The organism is Kitasatospora sp. MAA19 (assembly GCF_029894125.1).
Taxonomy (GTDB): domain Bacteria; phylum Actinomycetota; class Actinomycetes; order Streptomycetales; family Streptomycetaceae; genus Kitasatospora.
In genome coordinates this window covers 38,210-60,110 of the sequence record NZ_JARXYZ010000025.1, presented here as the reverse complement: position 1 = coordinate 60,110, position 21,901 = coordinate 38,210, and the positions used below count along the sequence as shown (strand labels likewise).

General features: G+C 71.6%; 16 protein-coding genes and 4 pseudogenes. 11 read left to right on the top strand and 9 right to left on the bottom strand.

Annotated features, from left to right (window positions below; all coding sequences use genetic code 11):
• Positions 1-289: 289 nt before the first annotated feature.
• The 3 genes from P3T27_RS29805 (at position 290) to P3T27_RS29795 (ending at position 5,119) form a co-directional block, all read left to right on the top strand.
• Positions 290-2,455, top strand: coding sequence for a PEP/pyruvate-binding domain-containing protein (locus P3T27_RS29805; protein ID WP_280684027.1), 2,166 nt, complete (start codon positions 290-292; stop codon positions 2,453-2,455).
• Positions 2,456-2,592: 137 nt separating this feature from the next.
• A complete protein-coding gene (locus P3T27_RS29800; RefSeq protein WP_280684025.1) occupies positions 2,593-3,948 on the top strand; it encodes an ATP-grasp domain-containing protein in 1,356 nt (451 codons plus the stop codon).
• Positions 3,949-3,979: 31 nt separating this feature from the next.
• Positions 3,980-5,119: a nucleotide disphospho-sugar-binding domain-containing protein gene (locus tag P3T27_RS29795; protein ID WP_280684023.1), complete on the top strand. Its 1,140-nt coding sequence runs from the start codon at positions 3,980-3,982 to the stop codon at positions 5,117-5,119.
• Between the two features lie 135 nt (positions 5,120-5,254).
• On the opposite strand, the gene P3T27_RS29790 is transcribed toward P3T27_RS29795, so the two are convergent.
• The 6 genes and pseudogenes from P3T27_RS29790 to P3T27_RS29765 all read right to left on the bottom strand — a co-directional run bounded on the left by P3T27_RS29790 (position 5,255) and on the right by P3T27_RS29765 (position 12,031).
• Positions 5,255-5,614, bottom strand: coding sequence for a penicillin-binding transpeptidase domain-containing protein (locus tag P3T27_RS29790; protein WP_280684021.1), 360 nt, complete (start codon positions 5,612-5,614; stop codon positions 5,255-5,257).
• 79 nt (positions 5,615-5,693) lie between these two features.
• Positions 5,694-6,812: pseudogene (locus tag P3T27_RS29785) on the bottom strand (penicillin-binding transpeptidase domain-containing protein); the annotation flags it as partial.
• A gap of 431 nt (positions 6,813-7,243) precedes the next feature.
• A complete protein-coding gene (locus tag P3T27_RS29780) occupies positions 7,244-7,864 on the bottom strand; it encodes a hypothetical protein (protein WP_280684019.1) in 621 nt (206 codons plus the stop codon).
• A gap of 529 nt (positions 7,865-8,393) precedes the next feature.
• Positions 8,394-9,485 carry a YncE family protein gene (locus P3T27_RS29775; RefSeq protein ID WP_280684017.1) on the bottom strand — a complete coding sequence of 364 codons (1,092 nt, stop codon included), beginning with the start codon at positions 9,483-9,485 and terminating at the stop codon, positions 8,394-8,396.
• A 760-nt stretch (positions 9,486-10,245) separates the two neighbouring features.
• A complete protein-coding gene (locus P3T27_RS29770; RefSeq protein WP_280684015.1) occupies positions 10,246-10,491 on the bottom strand; it encodes a hypothetical protein in 246 nt (81 codons plus the stop codon).
• Between the two features lie 301 nt (positions 10,492-10,792).
• A complete protein-coding gene (locus P3T27_RS29765) occupies positions 10,793-12,031 on the bottom strand; it encodes a cytochrome P450 (RefSeq protein ID WP_280684013.1) in 1,239 nt (412 codons plus the stop codon).
• A gap of 192 nt (positions 12,032-12,223) precedes the next feature.
• Between P3T27_RS29765 and P3T27_RS29760 the strand changes: the two genes are divergently transcribed.
• Positions 12,224-12,886 (top strand): hypothetical protein, encoded by a 663-nt coding sequence (locus P3T27_RS29760; protein ID WP_280684011.1) that lies wholly within the window; start codon positions 12,224-12,226, stop codon positions 12,884-12,886.
• Positions 12,887-13,092: 206 nt separating this feature from the next.
• Positions 13,093-13,776, top strand: coding sequence for a hypothetical protein (locus P3T27_RS29755; protein ID WP_280684009.1), 684 nt, complete (start codon positions 13,093-13,095; stop codon positions 13,774-13,776).
• A gap of 107 nt (positions 13,777-13,883) precedes the next feature.
• Here the strand turns inward: P3T27_RS29755 and P3T27_RS29750 are convergent.
• Positions 13,884-14,723, bottom strand: a pseudogene (locus P3T27_RS29750) (carbohydrate-binding protein); the annotation flags it as partial.
• Position 14,724: 1 nt separating this feature from the next.
• On the opposite strand from P3T27_RS29750, the pseudogene P3T27_RS29745 reads away from it, so the two are divergent.
• Together P3T27_RS29745 and P3T27_RS29740 are read left to right on the top strand one after the other, a co-directional pair.
• A pseudogene (locus P3T27_RS29745) lies at positions 14,725-14,880 on the top strand (pirin family protein); the annotation flags it as partial.
• A gap of 354 nt (positions 14,881-15,234) precedes the next feature.
• Entirely contained in the window at positions 15,235-15,540 is a 306-nt protein-coding gene (locus tag P3T27_RS29740; RefSeq protein ID WP_280684006.1) for an AAA family ATPase, read from the top strand.
• Here P3T27_RS29740 and P3T27_RS29735 read toward each other — a convergent pair.
• Complete coding sequence (locus tag P3T27_RS29735) at positions 15,500-16,243, bottom strand: phytanoyl-CoA dioxygenase family protein (protein ID WP_280684004.1); 744 nt, start codon at positions 16,241-16,243, stop codon at positions 15,500-15,502. The genes P3T27_RS29740 and P3T27_RS29735 overlap by 41 nt on opposite strands.
• A gap of 351 nt (positions 16,244-16,594) precedes the next feature.
• On the opposite strand from P3T27_RS29735, the gene P3T27_RS29730 reads away from it, so the two are divergent.
• Positions 16,595-17,461, top strand: coding sequence for a terpene synthase family protein (locus P3T27_RS29730; RefSeq protein WP_280684136.1), 867 nt, complete (start codon positions 16,595-16,597; stop codon positions 17,459-17,461).
• Positions 17,462-17,641: 180 nt separating this feature from the next.
• Here P3T27_RS29730 and P3T27_RS29725 read toward each other — a convergent pair.
• Positions 17,642-18,730, bottom strand: a pseudogene (locus P3T27_RS29725) (integrase core domain-containing protein); the annotation flags it as partial.
• 121 nt (positions 18,731-18,851) lie between these two features.
• Between P3T27_RS29725 and P3T27_RS29720 the strand changes: the two are divergent.
• The 3 genes from P3T27_RS29720 to P3T27_RS29710 all read left to right on the top strand — a co-directional run bounded on the left by P3T27_RS29720 (position 18,852) and on the right by P3T27_RS29710 (position 21,596).
• The gene (locus P3T27_RS29720; RefSeq protein ID WP_280684002.1) at positions 18,852-19,274 is read left to right on the top strand and encodes a hypothetical protein; all 423 of its coding nucleotides are present in this window, start codon (positions 18,852-18,854) and stop codon (positions 19,272-19,274) included.
• A gap of 204 nt (positions 19,275-19,478) precedes the next feature.
• Complete coding sequence (locus tag P3T27_RS29715) at positions 19,479-19,787, top strand: hypothetical protein (RefSeq protein ID WP_280684000.1); 309 nt, start codon at positions 19,479-19,481, stop codon at positions 19,785-19,787.
• Positions 19,788-19,814: 27 nt separating this feature from the next.
• Complete coding sequence (locus P3T27_RS29710; protein WP_280683998.1) at positions 19,815-21,596, top strand: serine/threonine-protein kinase; 1,782 nt, start codon at positions 19,815-19,817, stop codon at positions 21,594-21,596.
• Positions 21,597-21,901: the final 305 nt, after the last annotated feature.

Below are 21,901 nucleotides of genomic sequence, written 5' to 3'. Positions count from 1 at the left end.
GATCCGCCGGGACCTGTGCCGGGAGATCGTGCAAGAAGCAACATTCCGGCGATGTTTGATCACTTTTGATCGTTTAGAGACTTCATTGCTGTGACCTTTGCCACAAGGTGGCCTGCCATCAAGGTTTCCTTGACGCGATTCACATGGCTGAAACATTTCATGGTGGCCTGATGGTGCATGACTATTCGTCAGAAGTTCAGATTTGATGGCAGTGTGTGTGAAGCCGTACCACCTTCTGACCTGCTGCACACTGATCGTGTACATGATGACGAATGGCTGAACTGTGCGCATGACCCGTTCGGATCGCGACAAAGCGACCACGCGGCCCCGCCTGACCGGCGAAAAGCTCACCACCCAGGAGTTTTCCCAGCTGGCCGGCACCATCGGGGGCTATCCCTATGTGAAGATCGTGCTCGACCGGGCCGAGTCGGTGCTCCACTTCATCGACAGCGCCGACGGCACCCTCCACGTCCGCTACATCGGGTGCGAGATACTCGGCATGTCGCTCGACGAACTGGCCCGCGGGCTCGATTCGTTCAATGACGACGTCTACCGGAATCCCGATCGCCGTTTCTATCTCGGTACCCTCGCGCTGCACTCCCGGCGCGGTGACGGGGGCGGTACCGGAGAAGGCCGAGCGGACGACGCCTTCCTGTCCTTGGAGACCGTCGACGTCGACACCATGTCCCAGGAGATGCTGCGCTTCTTCTACCACCGGGTGCGCGACCACATCGACCCGACGCTGCCGCTGGTCCTCAAGCCGGCCAACCACCGGCAGGAGGACTACGTCGCCGGGATACCGGAGAGCGAGATACCGCGCGTCCTGTCCCACGAGCTCTACTCCACGGCCTCCTTCGTGCCCCTGAACGACGGGCAGGCCCACGGGCGGCTGCGGGTGTTCCGCTCCGAGGCGGAGTACCGGGCCGACCCCGAGCCGCTGGAGTGGCACGACATCGTGGTGATGCCCCGGGTGCCCGAGGACATCCCCCGGGTGTCGGGCATCATCCACACCGAACACACCACGCCGCTCTCCCACATCAACGTGATGGCCGCCGGGTGGCGGATCCCCAACGCCGTCGGCACCGAGGCCGTCGACCGGATCGAGCGGGCCGGGCTGGCCGGGCGGTGGGTCCACTACCGGGTCGACGCCGACGGCTCCGACCTCCACCTCGAAGCCGCGCAGCCGCATTCCGACGGCGTCCCGCCGACGCCCCCGGCCGAACGCGTCACCGTGGACCGGCCCGACCTCGCGCCCACCCCGATCACCGCCCTGTCCGAGCTGCGCGCGGGCGACCACGTGCGGTTCGGCACCAAGGCCGCCAACCTCGGTGAACTCACCCACCTGCTGCAGCACGGCTCACCTCGCTGGCTCGGCTTCTACCGCGCCCCCAGGCCGCCCCGGGACAACCTGCTGCGCTACCTGGCCCGGCAACTCGGCCTCCCGGAGAACGCGGACGAGGCCGAACTGGTCGCCGCCGCCCAGCGCCTGGTGAAGGAGTACACCCAGGTGCCGCGCGGGATCGTGCTGCCGTTCTCGCTCCAGCAGCGCTTCCTCGACTCCTCGGCGGAGCTCCGGAGCGTCCTCGGCCGGCTCGACTCCGCGCTCCTGAGCGGGACTTGGCTGGCCTCGCGCACTTCGCAGACCTCGCCGACCCCGCAGGCCGCGCAGGCCACGCAGACCACGCAGCTGGGAGAGCTCTGCCGCGAAGCGCAGCGGCTGATCCGCACCACCCCGCTGCCCGACCCGGTCCGCACCGAGATCGACCGCGCGCTCGACCGGCACCTGTACGGCGCACCCGTCCTGGTCGTGCGCAGCTCGTCCAATGCCGAAGACCTGCCCGGCTTCTCCGCCGCCGGACTCTACGAGTCGGTGGCGAACGTCGGCGGCACGAGCCCGGTCCACGGCGCGGTCCACGGCGCGGCCCACGAAGCGGTCGACGGAGAGGTCCACGAAGGGGCCCTCGACGGGGTCCTCGATGCGGTCCGGGAGGTCTGGGCCTCGCTGCTCTCACCGCGCGCCGTACTGCTGCGGCACCAGGCGGGCATCCCCCTGGACCACTGCGGCATGGGCGTGATCGTCCAGGAGCAGGTCGGCGCCACCGTCGGCGGCGTCCTGGTCACCTGCAACCCGCTGAGCCCGCAGGACTTCCGCAACGTCTACCTCAACATCTCGCCGCGCTCGGTGACCGAGGTGGTCTCCGGCCAGGGCGCCCCGCTCCAGTACCTGTGCAACACCATGGAGGGCGGCAGCCGCACGGTCTCGCTGGGCACCGCCACCGCCGACCTGGACGCTGCGACCAAGGACCTCGTGGGCCGACTGGCCCTGATCAGCCGGCTGTTGCAGTCGCACTTCTCGCCCGACGAGAGCTACGCCGCCCCGGTCGACATCGAGTGGGCGATCGAGGACGACCGGGTCAGCCTGCTGCAGCTGCGCCCCTTCCGCACCGCCGGGTGACACCGGCTGAGTGACACCGCCCGGTGGCACCGACCGAGTGACACCGCCCGGTGGCACCGGCCGAGTGGCACCCAGCAGGGTGCGACATCGCCCGAACGCGACACGGGCCGAGTGAACTTCCTTCAGGAGAAAGCACGTTGAACAGGATTCTGTACGTCTACGTCAAGGGCGGCGCCCCGCTGGAGTACGCCTTCCCGCGGATCGCCGCCTGCGGGGAACTGCACGTCCTCGCACTGGCGCCACTGCCCACGACCGCGGCGGACGCATGGCGGCCCAGCTGCACCAGCATCGAGCTGGTGCCCGAGGCGCCGCGTGGCGAGGAGCTGGTCGAGCTGATCGTGGAGTACGCGAAGGCCATCGGGGCCGACGCGGTACTGACGCTCTCGGAATTCGCGGTGCTGGCCGTCGCCCACGCCGCGCACCGGCTCGGCCTGGCCGGGGCCGGCGAGGGGATCGTCCGGGCCAGGGACAAGCGGCTGATGCGGGAGGCGTGGGCCGCCGCCGGCGTGCCGATCCCCGGGTTCCGCCGGGTCGACAGCCTCGCGGACCTGGACGCCGCGCTGGCCGAGTTCACGCCCCCGCTGCTGCTCAAGCCGGCCTGGGGCGCCGGGTCGGTCGCCCAGATCGTGCTCGACTCGGCCGCGGACGCCGCCCCCGCGTGGAGCGAGATCGAGCGCGGCCTCCGGGCCGGCAGCCGGGTCGGCATGAACGAGCTCTACGCCGCGGACACCGACCGGGACCGGCTGGTCGAGGAGATCGCCCAGGGCTCCACCGAGGGCTGGTACCAGGAGCCCGGCTACGGCGACTACGTGAGCGTGGAGGGCATCGTCGCGGACGGCGTCTACCGTCCGCTGGCCATCACCGCCAAGCTGCCGACCGTGCCGTCCTTCGTCGAGGTGGCCAGCACCTCGCCCTCCGTCATGCCGGTGCCGCTGCAGCGCCGGATCGAGGAGGTCTCGCGGCAGGCCGTCGACGCGCTCGGGCTGGAGAACTGCGGCACCCACACCGAGCTCAAGCTGATGAAGGACGGCGAGCTGGTGGTCATCGAGACCGCCGCCCGGTTCGGCGGCCTGCTGACGACCCGGCAGGTCCACGAGGTGTTCGGGTTCGACCCGATCGGCATGCTGGTCCGGCAACTGCTGGGCGAGCGGGTCGACTACCCCGAGGTCATGCTCACCGACGGGGTCCGGGCCGCCGCGTCGGTGGCCGTCGTCCCCGCCGACGCGTTCGGCGTGCCCTGGCGCACCAGGCCGGTCTGGAACCCGCAGGCCGTGGACTGGCAGAGCCTGCTGTCACCGGGCAGCACGATCGAGGCCGTACCCGCCTTCGCCATGCCCGCGGGACAGCCGGTGCCCGCCTTCGACCCCTCCGCGGGATCGCGCAACTGGCTCGGGGTCTACCTGCTGAGCGCCGTCGACGCCGTCACCCTGCAGCGCGACTGCAACGCCGTGCTGAACGGCCTGGAGGCCGCCCTGCACCGGGCCGCCTCCTGATCCCCCCATCCCGAACAATCGAGGTTCCTTCATGCGTGTACTGTTCGCCGGCGCGCCCGGCTTCGGCCACCTCTTCCCGCTGGTCCCGCTGGCCAGGGCGATGCGCGAGCTCGGCCACGAGGTCGCGGTGGCCTCGATGGACGGCGGCGAGCCGGTCGCCGGGTCAGGGCTGCCGTACCTGCCCATCGCGCCGGGCGTGGACTGGCGCAAGGAGATCAGGGAGGCCGGCCGCACCCGGCGGCCCGACCTGATGCGGCGGGTGGTCGAGAGCAATTCGGCCGATCGCGAGGCGTTCGTCCCGCTGGCCGCCCATGTCAACAGCCGGGTGGCCGACGCGATGGTCGAGCTCGCCACGCGGTGGCGGCCGGACCTGGTGGTGTACGAGTACCAGTTCCCGGTGGCCCTGCTCGCGGCGGCCCGCCTGGGCGTGCCCGCGGTCCAGCACGACCTGGGATTCGTCCGCACCCCGAAGCTGCGCGCGCTGATGCTCGCAGAGATGGCGGACACCTTCGCCCGGCACGGAATCGACCGGCTGCCCGAGCCGGCGGACACCATCGACCTCGCGCCACCGAGCATGGCCGGGGAGGAACGGTACGGCAGCTCGATGCGGCCCGTCGCCTACAACGGCGAAGGTGAAGTCCCCGATGACCTGGCCGTGCCCGCCGACCGCCCGCGCGTGGCGGTGACGCTGGGCACCGTTCCGCCCAAGACCGACGGCCTGACCAGGATCGAGCGGGTGATCGCGGCGGCCGCCGACGTCGACGCGGAGTTCGTGCTGGCGACCGGCGAGCTCGACCTCGGCACGCTCGGCACGTTGCCGGACAATGTCCGCCCGTACGGCTGGGTCCCGTGGCGGGCGCTGCTGGAGACCTGCGCGGCCGCGATCCACCACGGCGGCAGCAGCAGCGCGCTCGGCGCACTGGACGCGGGCATCCCGCAGCTCGTTCTGCCCGACGGGTCCGACCGCTTCATCACCGCGGACGCGGTACGGGAGCGGGGAGCCGGGCTCAGCGCGGGCGCCGAGGAGATCGGGCCCGCGTTGCTCGACCGGTTGCTCACCGACGACGCGCTGACCCGGGCCGCGCGCGAGGTCAGCGCCGAGATCGCGACGATGCCGAGCCCGCGCGAGCTGGCGCAACGGCTGACCGCCCTCGGCGCCATCGCCGGCTGAGGCCGGGCCGCCCCTGCTCCCCGTTCACCGGCTACCACTGACAGCCCGTCGGAGCGGGGCGGGTGCCACCCCGCCCCGGCCGGCCTCATCGGCTCTCGAACACGGTCCGGCGGCCGGGTGGGAGGGGCCGGTCCGTCAGCCCTTGCCGCCCGCCTTCAGGACCTGGGCCGCCGCCACGCCGGCCGCGCTGTTGCCGTGGCCGCCGCCCTCGACCTCGGCGGCGACGGCGAGGTCACCGCGGTAGGCGATGAACCAGCTGTTGGTGGCCTGGCCTGAGCCCGCCTCGACGGTGCCGGTCTTGGCGCCGATCTGGCCGGACAGACCGGACATCGGTGCGCGGGCGGTGCCCTGGGTGGCGGTCTTGGCCATCATGGAACGCAGGTCCCGGGCGACGTCGGCGGGGAGCCTGCCGGGCGCCGTCACGCGTTTGGCGTCCCCGCGCAGGACGGGCTGGCGGAACGTTCCGCTCTGCACGGTGGCGGCGACCGAGGCCATCACCAGCGAGTTGACCTGGATCTGGCCCGCCGATGTACTCGGCGGCGGCCTCGTCCTTGTTCCCCGGCATGGGGATGGTGGCATCCCGGCTCGGAATGCCGATGTGCCACTCCAGACCGAGGCCGAACTGCTCGCGCGCCACCTCGGTGAGCCTGCCGGGCTGCAGCTTCTCCAGGGCCTTGTCGATGAAGCCGGTGTTGCAGGAGTGCGTGAAGTCGTCGGTGAGCGTGTACGAGGGGAAGTCGCCGCGGTCGTCGTTGTGCCAGGACCGCGGGGAGTAGGTGGTGTCCTGGCACGGCACCACGGCGTCCGGGGACACCCCGGCCTCCAGCAGGGCGGCCGAGGTGATCACCTTCATCGTGGAGCCGGGCGGCTGGCCGCCCGCGACCGCGCGGTTGAACCCGCCCTGTGGGGCGTACGCCATCGCCAGAATGTGGCCGGTGCTCGGCTGGACGGCCACCAGCGAGGCCGGCTTGCCGTCGGCGGACTGCTGCTTCACGGCCTCCTCGGCGACCTGCTGGAGGTCGGCGTCCAGCGTGAGCCTGACCTGCGGCGCGCTCGGCGGGGTCAGGACGAACAGCTGCTCGGGCTCCTTCGCGGTGCCGCCCGAGATCACCACGGCCCGCCCGGTGACGACGGCCGCGCCGTCGGCGGGGGCGATCTGGGGCAGTGCCGTGCGCAGCGACGGGAACCCGTCGAGCGCCTTGCCGTTGCGGTCGGTCGGTTTGGTCACCGGGCCGGCCAGCGGCTTCACACCGATCGCCTTGCCCGGAGTGAGGTGGGGGTGGAGCACGGTCGGCACCCAGCGCACCACGGCCCGGCCGTCCTGGGCCCGGACGACGCTCAGCGCGCTGTCGTACTCCCAGGCGTCCGCCGCGCCCTCGAACTCGGCCTTCACCCGGAAACCGAGGGCCGGTTCGCCCACTGTGCCGGACGGCGCCGGGCCGGTCCCGGTCAGCGCGAGCGAGCGCGCCCCCACCTGCTCGTGGAACGCCGTCAGCGCGGCGCGGGCCGTCTCAGGGCTGTCCGTCAGACCGGCGGCGGCCGCGACGTCCCCACGGCTCCAGGCCGCCAGGAACTCCGTCGCCACCGACGCGGCCTGCTCGGCGGTGGCCAACTCCTGCGGGGCCCGCGAGGCGGTGGCAGCCCCCTGTCGGCCGCCGGTGCCCGGGGCGTCGCCGCCGGTCACGGCGCTCATGATGGTGTAGGCGCCGTACCCGCCGACCGCCAACAGCGCCGCGAACACCCCGCCCGCCGTCACCAGGAGGACCCGCTTCGCGGCCGGGCGGCGCGGGGCGTCCTCCTCGTCCGCCGACTCGGCGTATTCGTGGCCGAGTTCGGCGTACCCGGCGTACCCGTCGTGCTCCTGTTCGTCCCGCATGCTTCCGTCCCCCCTGCGTACTCCGTGTGACGCGGGCCCGCCCCCTCCGGCATTCCGGCCCGCCGCCCGGACGGCCTGGTGGCGATCCGTTCGGGCGCGGATCAGCCTATGCGGAGAGGCGTGACAGATCGACAGCAGGCAGGTCGTCAGCCGAAGTTGCCAGCCCGTCGGGGCTTCCGACGGGCCGTCCGTCCGACCGGCCGTCCGTCCGGAAGGGGAGTCCGCTCCTCTTGAGGTGAACCGTGCGGTCACCGGTTCGACGGATCGCGGTACGGCTCTGTGACAGCGTGGCCCGCGCGCAGGCTGAGGACGGAGCCGGCCAGGAGCAGGGCGACCAAGGCGAGCAGCGGGGTCGTCCAGGTGCCGGTGGCGCCGTGCAGGGCGGCGGCGAGCGCGGGGCCGGTGGCGGCGAGCAGGTAGCCGCGGGTCTGGGCCATCGTGGAGAGCGCGGCGACGTGGTCGTGGTCGGTGCCCCGGCGGACGAAGAGCACTCCGGCCAGTGCTTGGCCGCCGCCCATGCCGATGCCGAGGACGCCGGCCCAGACCGGCGCGCTGGCGACCGGCGCGACCAGCGCGGCGACCACGGCCGACCCGGCTCCCATGGAGAGGGCGTAGACGCCCATCATGGTGCCGATCCGTTGCGGCGCGAAGCGGGCCCGGACGAACACCGGGATCAGCACGTTCACCACCGCCACCGCCACCGCCACCGCCACCGCGACGCCGACCAGCACCGTCCCCGCGTACAGCCCGGGCAGGCCCGCCGGCCGCAGCGCCGCTCCGGCGACGAGCAGCACGCTCGCCCAGAACAGCCCGCGCTCCTCGCCGATCCGGCGCCGGGCGAGCGCGCCGAGGGGCGCGAACAGGCCCATGCACACGCGAACAGGCCCATGCACAGCGGGGGCAGCAGCCCGAGCACGGTGACGGTGCCCTGGCCCCATCCGGCGACCGGCGCGAGTGGCCCGACCTGCCCGAACGCGACCCGGGTGTTGAGGCTGGCGGAAGAAGGGGGCGCGTGGGTACCCGAGGCGGGATTGCTGGTGCAACCGCTCAGTGTCGGCGTGCTTGCCAACCCGCTTTCCAAAGGTTCGTCGGGGACCGGGGCGGGGGTTCCTGACCTGCGGAAGAGCCGGCGCTGAGAGGGTTCGTGAACGGTGCTGGACGCCCGTGAAGGGAACCGAGGGCCGCTCTCGCTGGCCGGAGGGTCGCCGTGCCGCCGACTGTGAGTGGGGACATCAGGACCTCGCTGAGGAGGAGGGCATTCCGTGTGCTCCTGGTCTTGAGAGCACACGGAATGGTGGCGGTTGCCCTGGTGACCCGCCGACTGCTCGGGCGCGGTGTGGCACGGTGCTCGGGCTGCGCCCGTCGGTGCCGCCGGGTCCGCCGGTGGCCGGGCGGGGGTCAGGGTTCGATGACTCCCGCGTGGTCGCTGGACGGCGACAGGATCGCTGACGGGGTGCTTCCGCCGGCGAAGGAGACGTCATAGCCGCCGTTGGCGAGGATGAGCGTCAGGATGAGCGTCTCGTTGAACCGAGCGATGCCTTGGGTGTCGGTGGCGGCGACGCCCAGGAGGTTGCTGCCGATCTTGAAGATGATGGTCTGGCCGGGCACCGGAAGGCCGGTGGCCTGGTCGGTCAGTGTGGCGGTCAGGAACGGGAAGTACACGTGCGGCGGGAACAGCTTCGCCAGCGCCGGGGTCGCGGTCAGCGAGGTGGCGTGGACGGGCAGGACGTAGGTGAAGCCGTTCACCAGGCTGGCACTGCCACCAGGAGTGGTGACGGTGACCGTCGCGGGACCGAGCGCGCCGGGCGGTGTGGTGGCGGTGAGCTGCGTGCCGGCGGCGTTGACGCTCACTCCGGTGGCGGGGTTGCCGCCGATGTCGACGCCCGCCCCGGTCAGGTTGGTGCCGATGATGGTCACGACCGTGCCGCCCGTGGTGGGCCCGTGGATGGGGTTGATGCTGGTCAGCGTCGGGGCGAATTGGATGACGCTGACGTTGTTCGAATTGATGTTGCTGACGTAGGCCTTGCCGTTGACGGCGACCGCCACGGCGATCGGTCCGCTGCCGACGGGGATCGGGGCGCCGGTGACGGTGTTGGTGGCGGTGTCGATCACCGACACGCTGTTCGACGCCCGGTTAGCCGTGTAGGCGATCCCGTTGAGGCCGACCGCGATTCCCCATGGCTGGTTGCCGACGGGGATCGGGGCGCCGACGACGGTGTTGGTGGCGGTGTCGATCACCGTCACGTTGTTCGACCCGCTGTTGGGGACGTAGGCGTTGCCGTTGGGGGCGACGGTCAGCCAGACCGGCGTACCGCCGACGGGGATCGGGGCGCCGACGACGGCGTCTGTGGCGGTGCTGATCACCGACACGTTGGCCGACCCGGAGTTGGTGACGTAGAGGTCGCCGCTGGGGGTGAACGCCAGCCCGACCGGGTTGGACCCGACGGGGATCGGCGGGATGGTCAGAAGTGTGAGCGCCGGGGCTGCCACTCGGCTCACCTCACCCGCCCCGGCGGGCGGCCACGCCTGGCCGGGGAGGTAAAGAAGCGGTGGCACTTCCTGCTGCGTTGTCTGGAGGGTGGTACTCATGCGGACCCCTTCGGAAGGGGGCCGCCCTCGGCCCGGCAAGCTCCCACATGGGAGCACGCAGGTCCAGCGCTCCCTGTCCGGGCTGCCACAACCCACCATCACAGAAGCCACGTCACGAAAACGCAGCGGGCTGCGCACCCCGAGAGGGATGGGCAGCCCGTTTGGTTCGGTGCGAGGCACTTCCCCACGCTGAGGGGTACCGAAACATCCATCCGGTCCTCAACAGCGGAAAGCCCCCTGCTGCCGGCGTAGCGGACACTATGACCCAACGGTGCCGTGGCTGCTGCCTCGCCCGTCCGTACCGGCCCGAAGACGTTCCTGACCGCGGCCGTCACGGGATCCGGGCTCCGGGTCCATGCCCCTGTGCCGGCCGTGCCCGTGGAGCGGGCCGGGCCGGCGAAGCTCGGCGTGTGCGCGACGCCGAGCAGGATGTTCCGGTAGTCGTCGGTCATCTCCACGGCGGATATGACCAGTTGCCTCACCATGATGCCGGAGCCGCCGGAGCCTGTTCACCGCGATCGCGACCTGCCAGTTGGTGGTGCGCGCCGGCAGACGGCCGAAAGGGTGCCGCCGGCCTGCGGGATGGAGGATGGCGCCAGCCGGGCTGGGGCTCTCACCAGTCGTTGCCTGGCTGGTAGTTGATGTGCCGTCTCACGGTGTACTAGACGATCCGCACGGTGTGGCCCTCTGGTGGTTGGGCCAGGGAGCGGCCGGCAGCACGTACCTGGCCGTGCCGGACGGTCTCCTTCGGGGTCGGCATGACCGAGATGAACGAGCCGTCGGACAGGACCCGCAGAGGCACGAATACCTGGTTGCTCTTGATCCACCAGGCCAGGTGAGCGCCCGTCGCCCGGGTATGGCCCCACAGTTCGTGGCCGTTGAAGCCGCGGTCAGCTAGCAGAAGCATGTCCGGCTGAAGGCTGGCGACAACCTGGCGGGCCAGCGCGTGCTCACTGGCCCGCGCCACCCCGTCGAAGGCACCGTCGACCAGCGTGGGTGCCGCATTCGGTCAACGCCATCAGCCTGATCTGCGGGTTTCCTGGTCGATCTTCTGCCCTACCGGGGGCTCCGTTTCTGTGCCCCGAGGTCACCTGGCGGACCATCAGATCGCGGTGAACCTCCCCATGCCTGGAGGGGATCCATCCGCCCAAATCGGCCACCGGCATGCGCTCTACCTGTAGAAACGCACTAACTCACCGGCATTGCGGCTAGCGCAGCACCGCCGGCGTCGGCCCGTCGGGGCGGACGGTGATGCTGTAGGCGGCGCCCGTCGGCTTGGACCGGAACGCCAATTCTCCCAGTGGCAGCAGCAGTTCCAGCAGCGCCGTGGTCTCCCGCAGGGCGAACTGGGTGCCCAGGCAGGCGCGGGCGCCGAGGCCGAAGGGGACGTAGGAACCGAGCTGGGTGGGACGGGTGCCGGCGGCGGCGAAGCGGGTGGGGTCGAAGCGTTCGGGGTCCGGCCACAGGGCCGGGTCGCGGTGGGTGAGGTAGGGGCAGACCAGGACGTCGGTGCCGGCGGCGATGCGGTGGCCGTCGATCACGTCGTCCTCGACGGCGTGCCGGGGGAGCAGCCAGGCCGAGGGGTAGAGCCGCAGGGTCTCGCTGACCAGGGCCTGCGGGTCCGCGCCGCGCGCCTCGGGGTGGCGGTCGAGGAGGAGGAAGAGCCAGGTGAGGGTGGTGGCGGTGGTCTCGTGCCCGGCGACGAGCAGGGTGACGAGCTCGTCGCGGATCAACCGATCGGTGTAGTCCGGGGATTGGCCGCCCGTGTCCAGCAGCACCCGGAGCACGCCAGGCTCCTCCACCGGGCCGCCCGACCGTGCCGCCGCGATGGCCGCATGCGCCACGGCGTCGACCCGGGCCAGGTCCCCGGCGACCGCGTCCCGGGCGTCCGCCGCGTTGGTCGGCAGGGTCGGCATCGCGGCCACCACCCGCTCCACCGCGCGGAGTTCGTGATCCGTCCGGTCGTCCAGCGGCAGCCCGGTGAGCGCGCGCCAGACGGTGTCCAGGGCGAAGCGCCGCATCTCCTCGCCGACGTCGAACGTCTCCCCGGTGCGGAGGTAGCCCTCCCAGCGCGCCGCCGTCCGGCGCGCTGCCGCCGCGATCCGCTGTTCGTAGCGTCGCATCCCGGTTCCGGTGAACTGCGACTGCAGCAGCCTCCGTTGACGCTTCCAGGCATCCCCGGTGGCGGACAGCACGCCGTCCCCGACGAGCATCCGGGCGCGGTGCGAGCGCTTGACGTACCGGTCCGGGTGGCGGCCGAGCACGTGCTGCACCGCGCCCGGGTCGGTGACCAGGACGGTCGGGGTGGGGCCGAGCCGGAACGCGGCGACGCCGCCGATGCCTCGCTGCGCCCGGGCCAGCAACTCGATGAGCTCGGCCTCCTCGGCCCGCCACTGTTCGACGACCTCGGGGCCCAACTCCGGTACCGGGCGGGGGTCCGTGCTCACTGGTCGGTTCCTTCCGGGCTGCTGACGGTGCGTCCGCCCCGACTCTATGCCAGCGCGGGGGGCCGGCCGGGCTGCACCGAACGGCTGGCGGGCCCGGCCGGGGTCCGCGCGGCAGCCCATCGGGCCGTATGCGAACGGGTATCCTGCGGTGGGGCCGACCGGCCCCTGCTCGCTGCGCGGATGGGAGAAGGCATGCCCGGGACCCGGCACATCGGATACGGCAGGGGCCGCCGAGCGGCCCGGTGGCTGGGAGCCGCCCTGCTCGTTCCGGTCCTGGCGGCCTGCGGCGGTGGCGGCGGCGGTGGCGGCGGCTCGGGCTCGGCCCGGCAGAGCGACAACGGCCAGGGCGGAAGCGGCGGGCAATCCGATGGGCAGCGGACCAAGGACGCCGGGAACCAGGGCGGGTTCCGGACCGCGGGCGAGCCCTCCGCCGGTGTTCAGGGCTCGGACGAAACCGCTTTCATCATGCTGTCGTTCCCGTCGAAGACCAGCTTCGAGGCCACGATCAGCAAGGTCGCCGACTGCGGCAGTTCGACGTACGCCACCCCCGCCTCGCGGCAGGTCCCGGTGACCGACGGCAAGGGCCGGCAGGTCACGTTCACCCTTCCGAAGCCGACGTCGGGTGCCGCGAGCCGCACGATCTGCCTCACGGTGACGGTCGACGGGTCCAGCAAGCGGATCCAGGCGGAGGGCGCCGTGGAGGTCATCACTCCCGGCAACGGCAGCACCCCCGGCAACGGCGCCACCTCCAGCAGCGGCAGCACTCCCGGCAACGGCAAGACCCCCGGCGGCGGGGCGAGCCCGAAGAGCAGCGCCTCCACCGGTGCCCCGACCGGCGCGGGGAGCAACCCCTGAGCCCTGCCGAGGAAGAGCTCCGGCGCGGGCCGAAGCAGCCGGAGCCGCGGCCCTGGACCGACTGGATCGGCAAACTCGCCACCTGGGTCGCCCCGACCACCCTCCTCACCGCGCTGCTCTTCTTCTTCGGCTACGCCTACACCAGCTCGCTCTACAGCTACTTCGGCATCGACGCCGGCACGATCGGCTTCGCCACCCAGGACCTGTTGCTCCGCAGCTCTCCCGCGCTCTACGTCCCGGCCGGGGTCGCCCTGGGCGGGGCGCTGGCCGGTGCGCTGGGCTACCACCTCGTCACCAGGGCGGCCGGGGGCCGTGGGGACGCCGCCCGGACGGTCCGGCGGGTCTGCCTGGCCGTCACCGCACTGGTCGTCCCCCTCCTGGTGCTCGGCTTCCTGGCCGGCTTCGAGGTGATCGACGCCGGCCCCATGGGCACCCCGCTGCTGATCGGCGGCGCGCTGCTGCTCGGGGTCCTGGCGCGGCTGATGTACGTGCGCGGCACCGGCGCGGACCACCCGCTCACCGGGGAGCGCGCGGCGCTCGGCATCAGCGTGGCGATCACCGTGCTCTGCTCGTTCTGGGCGGTGGACGGCTACGCCCAGCAGAAGGGGACGGCCGACGCCGAGGACCTCGCGCACCACCTCTACCGGCGTCCGGCGGTCGTCGTCGACACCTCCGAGCGCCTCCACCTGGGGTGGGCCGGGGTGCGGGAGACGCTGCTGCCCGACGTCGAGCAGGGGGCGCGGTTCCGCTACCGCTACGAGGGCCTGCGGCTGCTGGCCCACTCCGGCGGCCGGATGTTCCTCATTCCGCGCGACTGGACCTGGGAGACGGGCAACGGGCTGATCGTCCCCTTCGACGCCACCGTCCGGGTCGCCTTCCACCCGGGCTGAGCCCCCGCCCCCGGGCTGCGCCCCCGTACACAGCTGCGCCGCGATCCGTCCCCCTCGACGGACCGCGGCGCAGCGGCTCATGCGGTGGCAGGCCGGTGCCCTACGGGTCACACGGCCTGCCACAGGGCGGGGACGATCGGCGGCTCCCAGCCGACCTGGGCGGTGTGGCCCTGGAGGCAGCGGTAGCTGACCCCGTTGTAGGTCACGACGTCGCCCGCCTGGTAGGTGGTGCCGGCCGCCCAGGTGCCGCCGGGGTTGGTCGGGCCGTTGCCCACGACCAGCGAGAAGCTGGTGCTGTGAGTGGCCGAGCCGCTGCCGGTCAGCGTGATGCTGTAGGTGCCGGCCGCCGTGGAGGCGGCGGTCGAGACGGTCAGCGTGGCGGAGGCGCCGGACTGCACCGAGGACGGGCTGAAGGAGACCGTCACGCCCGCCGGGGCGCCCGAGGCGGTCAGGGTGACCGTCTGGGCCGAGCCGGAGGTGGTGGCGGTGGAGACCGTCGCGGTGGCCGAGGCGCCGGGGTCGACGGTGGCGGTGGCCGGGTTCACCGAGAGGGAGAAGTCGTTGGCGGGGGTGGTGCCGCCGACGGAGGTCTTCCAGATGGTGTAGGCCACGCCGTCGGCGCTGCGGTTCAGCACGGTGGCGTCGATGTTGCCGGTGGTGTCGCAGGACTGGTGGTAGCAGGAGTCGTACGAACGGCCCGCGGAGCCGCCCCACTTGGACGCCTGGCCCGAGGTCTTGACGGCGTCGGCGCCGGCCGCGTAGCCCGAGGTCGGGATGCCGGCCTGCTGGAAGGAGTAGTCGTCCGAGCGGCCCTGGCCCTCGACGTTCTCCTCCGGCTGGAGGTTGAGCGAGTCCCAGTAGGCCTTCATCGGGGCGGACGCGGAGGAGGTGATGTTGTTGATGAAGTAGCCGGCGTTGGGCGAGCCGACCATGTCGAAGTTGTAGTAGAACTTCATCGGCCGATCCGGTGAGGAGATCGTACAAGCATGAAACGACTGGGAAAAGAGCCCGCGCTTCGGTGACGTGCACGGCTACGACGGCGCCCGCCTGCGGGCTCCGGAGCTCCCCGACCTCCCGCTGAAGGCGCGCGGGCGGGTGCGCTGACCTGGCGAAATGCGCTCGTGAGGCACGCGCCTGCGGTCCTCTCCAGAGGTGGATCCGGATCATGCGGTGTGCCGGGTTGAGGAGGGCGTGGGGCGCGCTGGTTGAGTGAAAGGGCCCTGCGGGGATGTCACGTCGAGTCGCGTGTTTGGGACGGTGTGACAGCCTTTAATCGGATCGATGCTGACCTTTTGCTGACTTTTCTGATGGGCCATCAGCTGACTCGCCCGGTCCTCCTGAGACCACGGCACATGGAGCCGGGCGATCTGTTCGCACCGTGCGCTCGCACGGCGGCGCTGCGCCGCGCTGTGAGTTCGCACGTCGCTGGCACCGACGTGTAGCCACCATCGCGGAGGGATGCAGCTCCGCTTCGAGACCGAGCTGTCCGCAGGCCTCGGCCCGGCCGGCTCCGGCAAGACCACCGCGAAGCAGGCGTACGCCCACGTCGCCGCCCAGGCCGGGCGGCGTGTCGTTCCGCTCGCCACCTCCGCCGCAGCCGCCATCCTCGACGCCGACCTGAACCAGCCCGCCGAGAACCTCCACAAGTTCCTCTGGGAGTACATGGGCGGCACCTACGTCGCCCAGCTCCATAGAGGCGAGAACATCCCCGTGAGCCTCAGCCTCAAGGGGCTGGTGCGGCGAACTCCAGCAGCGGATCGGTGACCGCCGCGCGCCAGCGTTCGCGGTGGCCGTCGGCGTGCAGTCGGAAGTACACGGTCTCCCGGCGCCCGTCGGTGTCGGTGCCGAAGTGGCCGCCGATGTTGTGGGCGAGCAGGTAGTGGAGGAGGACCAGGCTCCCAGCCGGGCCGGTCACCTGGCGCGGGGTGGGTAGCTCGACGGGCGGGTACGGGATGGCGTTGCGCAGGGCGTCCGCTCCGTGCGCGCGCAGCCAGGTGCCGGTACGCAGGTGGCTGCCGGGCCAGACCCACAGGTTGCCGCGGTCTCGCTGGCTCTGGTTTGTCAGCAGCAGGCCGGCCAGGACGGTGAAGGTGCCAGGGCGGCCATCGTCCTCGGTAGGGGTGAGGCCGTCGATGTGCGGGGCGCCGGGGTGGTGCGGGTGTGGCGGCAGGGTGAACGCCAGTTGGGCGACCTCGGGAGTCGGTAGGCCGAGCCCGGCGCGCAGGAGAGGGTGGACGGCGTCGGCGATGCGGCTGTCCTCGTAGAGGGTGCGCAGGTCGGTCTCGTCGGCGAGTTCCGGCCAGAGGAAGTACGGGCCGGTGTGGTCCGGGGCGGGCGGTTGGGACACGAGGTGCCGATCGAGCAGCGAGCGCCAACGGCCCACCTGCCCGACGGTGAGGAAGCCGGGCAGCACGCAGTAGCCGTCACGGCGAAATGCGCTGGTAGTACTGGGAGTTGTCATCTCCATCAGGCCATGGAAGCGGTTGGGGGCAGCTCGGGCAACGGGATTTCCGCGCGGCTGGATCATCAGACGGCCTGGCCTCCCGTTTCCGGAATCGCTCGTTTCCCAGACGGTCTGCTCGTGGCGGGTGTGTCGGCTGGCGCATGGACAGGTGCCGGGTGAGGTGCACATGCCGCAGCGGCAGGACAGCCTCGAGCGTTCGATGTTCGGCGTACGTGACTGTCGGTGCTCTGACAAGATCCGCGTATGACTGACTCCTCATCAGCTGGTGTAGTTCTCGGACCGGATTCCGTGCTGCGCTGGGCGCGGAGCGCGGGGTTGGTGGCGGATGCCCGTGAGGAGCGGCGCCTGGTGGCGATGCGCCTGGAGATGCTGGCCGCGCATACCCTGCCGCAGGGAGCTGCGGCGGAGGTGGCACTGATGGCCCGGTGGGCAGCCTTCATCTGCTGGGTGGACGACCAGATCGACCGGCGGGGTTTGGGCTCGGTGCCCGGGGAGTTGGAGGAGTTCACCGGGTCGCTGCGTCAGGTGCTGGCGCCTGCCGGTTCGGACGCCGTGCCGAGCACGCCGCACGCGGTGGCGCTGGCGCGGCTGTGGGAGTGCACGGCTGCGGGTATGGCGGCCCGTTGGCGGCAGCGATTCACTTCCGACTACTTCGAGTTCCTGGATGCCAGTGAGCGGGAGGTGGCGTTGCGCCGCAGGGGGGTTCGGCTGCCGTTGGCGGATTACCGCGAACTGCGGGGGCGCACGATCACCGTGCTGCCGATGCTGGACGTGCTGGAGTGCGTCGGTCACGCCCGTCTGGTGGAGGAGCCACGGGTGGACGACCAGGTGCGGGATCTGCGCAGGGCGGTGGCGGATGTCACGGGCTGGGCGAACGATCTGGCCTCGGCGGCGGACGACGAGGCGGCCGGTCAGGACAACCTGGTCGTGCTGCTCGCTCGTGAGGAGGGCTGCTCGACGGCCGAGGCCCGTGAGCGGGTAGCCGCCATGATCGAGGAGCGCCGAGTGGGTTTCGGGGCCACCGCCGCGTCACTGCGTGCGACGCCAGTTCTGCCGGCGGACCGCCTGCACGACCTGCGCCGCTACGTGGATCTGGTGGAGACGTTCATGGCCTCCACCCTGCACTGGCTGGCCGTCACCGGCCGCTTCACCCCCGACCCTCAGGCGCCCGTGCACCCAGACCCGGCGGCACCGCAGCCCGGACGACACCCCCTGCCCTGACGGCGGCGCTTGACTTCCCCGGGCCCCGGACGGCGGGCCGATCGAGACGACCAGGACGGACCCTGATGAGACTCGCCCCGCTGCACGCGAACCATACCCGCTGGCCCCGCACCGAGTTCCCCAGCACCCTGGCAGCCGCCACAACCCTGTAGGTGCCAAGAACCACGTCCGTGCTGGTCGCGCTGCATGTTGGTATTCGTGCAGGATGCCGCCGAGGCGGTCGCGTCGGCGGGCGTCGAGGTGGGTGAGCCGGTCGGGTTCGGTGATGGGTTCGGCCAGTTGGCGGAGGGGCGCGGCGCCGGCGAGGCTGCGGTGGGGCCGGTGCGTGTTGTAGAACTGCTCGTACTCGCGTAGCGCGTGGAGTAGGTGGGCCTGGTTCCAGATGAGGGTGCGGTCGAGGAGCTCGGTTCGGCAGGATCGCACCCAGCGCTCCATGATGGCGTTCATGCGCGGCATCCGGACGCCGGTCTGGACGACCTCGATTCCCTCGGCGTGCAGGACGGCGTCGAAGGCGGCCGGGTAGCGGACGTCCCGGTCGCGGATCAGGAACTTCACCCTGGTGCCTGTGTCCTGAAGGTCCATGACCATGTTCCGGGCGAGCTGGGTCATCCAGGCCGCGGTGGGGTGGGCGGTCGCGCCGAGGACCCGCACGCGCCGGGTGGCGTGCTCGATCACCGCCAGGACGGTCACGGTCGCCCCGGTCAGTGTCCTGGTCTCGAAGAAGTCGGTGGCGAGGATGGCGTGGGCTTGGGAGCGGAGGAAGGTCGCCCAGGTGGTGTGGTCGCGTTCGGGTGCGGGGTCGATGCCGTGTTCCTTGAGGATGTTCCACACGGTGGAGGCGGCGACCTTGATGCCGAGGGCTGCGAGTTCGCCGTGGATGCGCCGGTAGCCCCAGGTGCGGTTCTCGTCGGCGAGCCTGAGCACGAGGGCGCGGACGGAGTGCGGGGTGCGTGGTCGGCCGGGACGTTTGGGGCGGGAGGCCTTGGCGTGGCGGCGGCGCAGCAGGTCGCGGTGCCAGCGCAGGAGCGTGTCGGGGGAGACGATCAGCTGGAGTTGCCGAAGGTGTGTCCGGGGGAGGTGGTGCAGGAGTGCGGCGAGCAGCGCGCGGTCGGGCCAGGTGAGCTTCGGTTTGTCGGTCTGTCGCTGTAGCACGGTCAGTTGGTGGCGTAGCGCGAGGATCTCGGTGTCCTTGTCGCGGTCGCTCATGGGCAGGAGCCGTATCAAGGTGAACACACTTGTCAAGGCCAGGTAGGGCAGTCGCAGTAACACCGGACCATCCTGGAGCCAGCCGGAGCCAGCTGGCAATCACCGAGCGAGACCTCCGCTGTCACTCGACCGGTCTGCCTTGCGACAGTGCCCGTACGTCAACTGACCAGCACGGACGTGGTTCTTGGCACCTACAGCGCTGCTGCTGTCGGGGAACGAGCGCGGCTTCGGCCAGATCACTGCCGTCCTGGTCCCGCTCGAACTGGCATTGAACGCCGTCTATAACGCGGGCCAGGCCTCCTGTGAAACCGGTCGCGGACAGGGCGGCGGCCTGCTGCCCGATCTGCTGTGCGGCGGTGCGGCAGTGCGCCGGTCCAGGGCCTCGGGCCCGTCCCCGTCCTGCCGGGGCAGCTCGCCGGCGCCCAGCCGACCGTGGTGTTCCTCGCGCACGATGCGGCCGGTGCGGATCCTGCTGCCCGCCGAACCCCGCCCCGCCGGGCCTGCCCGGGCGTTTCCCGACGAGGAGCACCGCGGTCCGCAGGAGGCCCTGCGGCGCGGCACCCGGCGGCGCGGCCCGCCGTCCCCCGTCCCGGCGCTGACCGGCTGACCGGACCGTCGACGCGCAGCGCTCGTGTGAGCACGGCCGCCCCGGGACCGACAAGCACCCAGCGTCTTCCGCAGCCCGCCGGGCCCGCCGCGCCGTGCACTGCGCGCGCCTGCCCGTGTCCCCACCCTGCACGGAGACGTCCGGGCCCTGGCGCACGACCGTGCCGGTCGCACCCGGGGCCGCGAGACGGGAGACGAGACCATCATGAGCAAGAGGAACGACCAGGCGGCCAAGAAGTCCGCCCGTGAGCGGATGCGCGCCGAGCGCGAACGCCAGGAGCGGGCCGCGTCCCGCCGCAGGAAGACCGTCATCGCTGGCATAGCCGTGGCCGTCGTGGCGGCCGCCGTCGGCATCAGCATCGCGCTGGTCGGGTGTCGCCCCGGCGGTGGCTTGCGGCCCTCGCAGTCCATTCCCAACTGTTCTTCCGGCGCGTGGTGTTCGAGCAACGGGCGGTTCCCGTCTGGACTGTGGAACGCGATCTGTCCCGGAAGGACGGCGGGCGGCGTCGGGTGACGCTCGGTCAGGTCGTAGGCTACGCGGATGCCAGCACATCATGAGCAGCCGCTGAACGGCCGGGCGGCGTCGGGACTGCCGTTCACGCCGGTGGACCGGGCGGACCCGAACGCCCCCGAGATCGACGGCTATCGGCTGCATGCCAAGATCGGCGAGGGTGGCATGGGGACCGTCTACCTGTCGTACTCGCCGGCCGGCCAGCCGGTGGCGCTCAAGGTGGTTCGCCAGGAGCACTCGGCCGACCCGCGCTTCCTGGAGCGCTTCCAGCGGGAGGTGCAGCTGGCCCGGTTGGTCCAGGGCGGCTACACCGTCCCGGTAGTGGACAGCCGGACCGACGGCGCGCGGCCCTGGCTGGCCGGCGGCTACCTGGCCGGCCTCTCGGTCGAGGACGCGGTGCGCCGGCACGGCCCGCTCCCGCTGGAGACAGTGCTGCTGCTGGTCGCGGGGGTGGCGGAAGGCCTGAATGCCGTTCACGCGGCCGGGATCATCCACCGGGACCTGAAGCCCTCGAACGTGCTGCTGACCGCGGACGGTCCTCGGGTGCTGGACTTCGGCATTGCGGCGGCACTGCACCGCAGCTCGCTCACCGGGACCGGGCAGTTCCTGGGCACCTACCCGTTCAGCGCGCCGGAGCAGATAAAGGGCGCCCGGGAGCTGACGCCGGCTCTGGACGTCTTTCCGCTGGGGCTGCTCGCCCACTACGCGGCCACTGGTGAGCACCCGTTCGGCGAGGGTGACCAGACCGCGATGGCGTACCGGATCGTGCATGAGGAGCCGGAGTTGGCCAGCTGTCCGGCCGAGCTGCGAAGCCTCGTGGCGTGGTGCTTGGCGAAGGACCCCGCGCGGCGGCCGGGGACGACTGAGGTGATCGCCGCCTGCTCGGCGGTGGCACCGCAAGCGTTGCGGCGCGGGGTGGACTGGCTGCCGCAGCTGATCCGCACGGAGATCGACGCGCGGACCGTGGGGGCCGTGCCTGGGCGGCCTGTCGGTGAGGCTGCCGGATCGCCGCCGGGGTGGACGCCGACCGCGGTCGGCGGTGCGACGGCCTACGAGCCGACGCAAGGACTGGGTTTCCCGCCGCCGCAGGGCGGCGGTTTCGGACCGGCCACTGCCACCATCGGCCATGCCGGCACTGGCTATGGCACGCCACCGGGCGAGCCAGGCCGCAAGCGCTCGCTACTGCTGGTCCCGGTCGTGATCGGCGGAGCCCTGCTCCTGGCGCGGGTCGGCGGGGCATACGCCGGCTCCGACCCGTCCCCGCGGCCCGCACCCACCGTCGCGCCGAGTGGCAGCTCGACGCCGGCCGCCGCCCCCACCGGCGCGGCACCGTCCAGCGCGCAGCCCGCAGCCACCGTGCGTTACCAGGACAAGGTGCTCACCTGGGCGGCGTCCGACTGCGACCAGGCGCACTGGCTCGACCTCGACCAGCCGGCCTTCGGTACCGGCGAGATCTACGATCGGCAGAGCACCGCCACTGCCGACCTGAGCTATCAGGGCTGTGTGATCGCTCTGGACGGCGGCTCAGGAGCGATTGAGCCGAATCCCTACAGCTCGAACGTGAAAGTCGGCCTCGCCGACGCCTCGGTCACCACCGCTGCTGCCTGCCAGGCCGCAGCGCGGGAACGGCAGGTCACCATGCCCGCGCCGGTCAAGGACCTCAAGCCCGGCACCACCTGGTGCGTCATCACCACGGACCTGCGGGTGGCGAAACTGGTCTTCACCAAGGCCGGACCACCGGTGAAGGTGGGATTGCGCCAGCAGCTCAACCCCACCTTCGAGCTATCGGTGACCCTCTGGGACGCCCCGTAGCCGGCCAATCCGCTGGGACCAGCATGCTTTTGGCGATCCTGCACCCGGCAGTGCTGAAGCAGGGTGGCCGTACCGAGCGTGCGGGCCCGGCCGCGAGCGGGGTCCGCCATCGCTGCAGCCGGTCGCGCGGCAGATTGGGAGTATGAGTAGGTATGAGTGGGCGTTTAGAGATGGTTTGCGACGAGTATTTTGATCGGCTTTGTCGCATTCGTCGCCAAGATGCATGGCGCGAAATGTCCGGAAGCTCCGCACTGGAAGGAACATTTCCCTCTATTGCTAAACCAGACGGGATCCAGCGTCGAGAA

Coding starts and splice junctions, on each gene's coding strand:
- P3T27_RS29805 (WP_280684027.1), top strand. CDS start 290: ATGACCCGTTCGGATCGCGACAAAGCGACCACGCGGCCCCGCCTGACC.
- P3T27_RS29795 (WP_280684023.1), top strand. CDS start 3,980: ATGCGTGTACTGTTCGCCGGCGCGCCCGGCTTCGGCCACCTCTTCCCG.
- P3T27_RS29790 (WP_280684021.1), bottom strand. CDS start 5,614: ATGGCCTCGGTCGCCGCCACCGTGCAGAGCGGAACGTTCCGCCAGCCC.
- P3T27_RS29780 (WP_280684019.1), bottom strand. CDS start 7,864: ATGGGCCTGTTCGCGCCCCTCGGCGCGCTCGCCCGGCGCCGGATCGGC.
- P3T27_RS29770 (WP_280684015.1), bottom strand. CDS start 10,491: ATGCTTCTGCTAGCTGACCGCGGCTTCAACGGCCACGAACTGTGGGGC.
- P3T27_RS29760 (WP_280684011.1), top strand. CDS start 12,224: ATGCCCGGGACCCGGCACATCGGATACGGCAGGGGCCGCCGAGCGGCC.
- P3T27_RS29740 (WP_280684006.1), top strand. CDS start 15,235: ATGCAGCTCCGCTTCGAGACCGAGCTGTCCGCAGGCCTCGGCCCGGCC.
- P3T27_RS29735 (WP_280684004.1), bottom strand. CDS start 16,243: ATGGAGATGACAACTCCCAGTACTACCAGCGCATTTCGCCGTGACGGC.
- P3T27_RS29730 (WP_280684136.1), top strand. CDS start 16,595: ATGCGCCTGGAGATGCTGGCCGCGCATACCCTGCCGCAGGGAGCTGCG.
- P3T27_RS29715 (WP_280684000.1), top strand. CDS start 19,479: ATGAGCAAGAGGAACGACCAGGCGGCCAAGAAGTCCGCCCGTGAGCGG.
- P3T27_RS29710 (WP_280683998.1), top strand. CDS start 19,815: ATGCCAGCACATCATGAGCAGCCGCTGAACGGCCGGGCGGCGTCGGGA.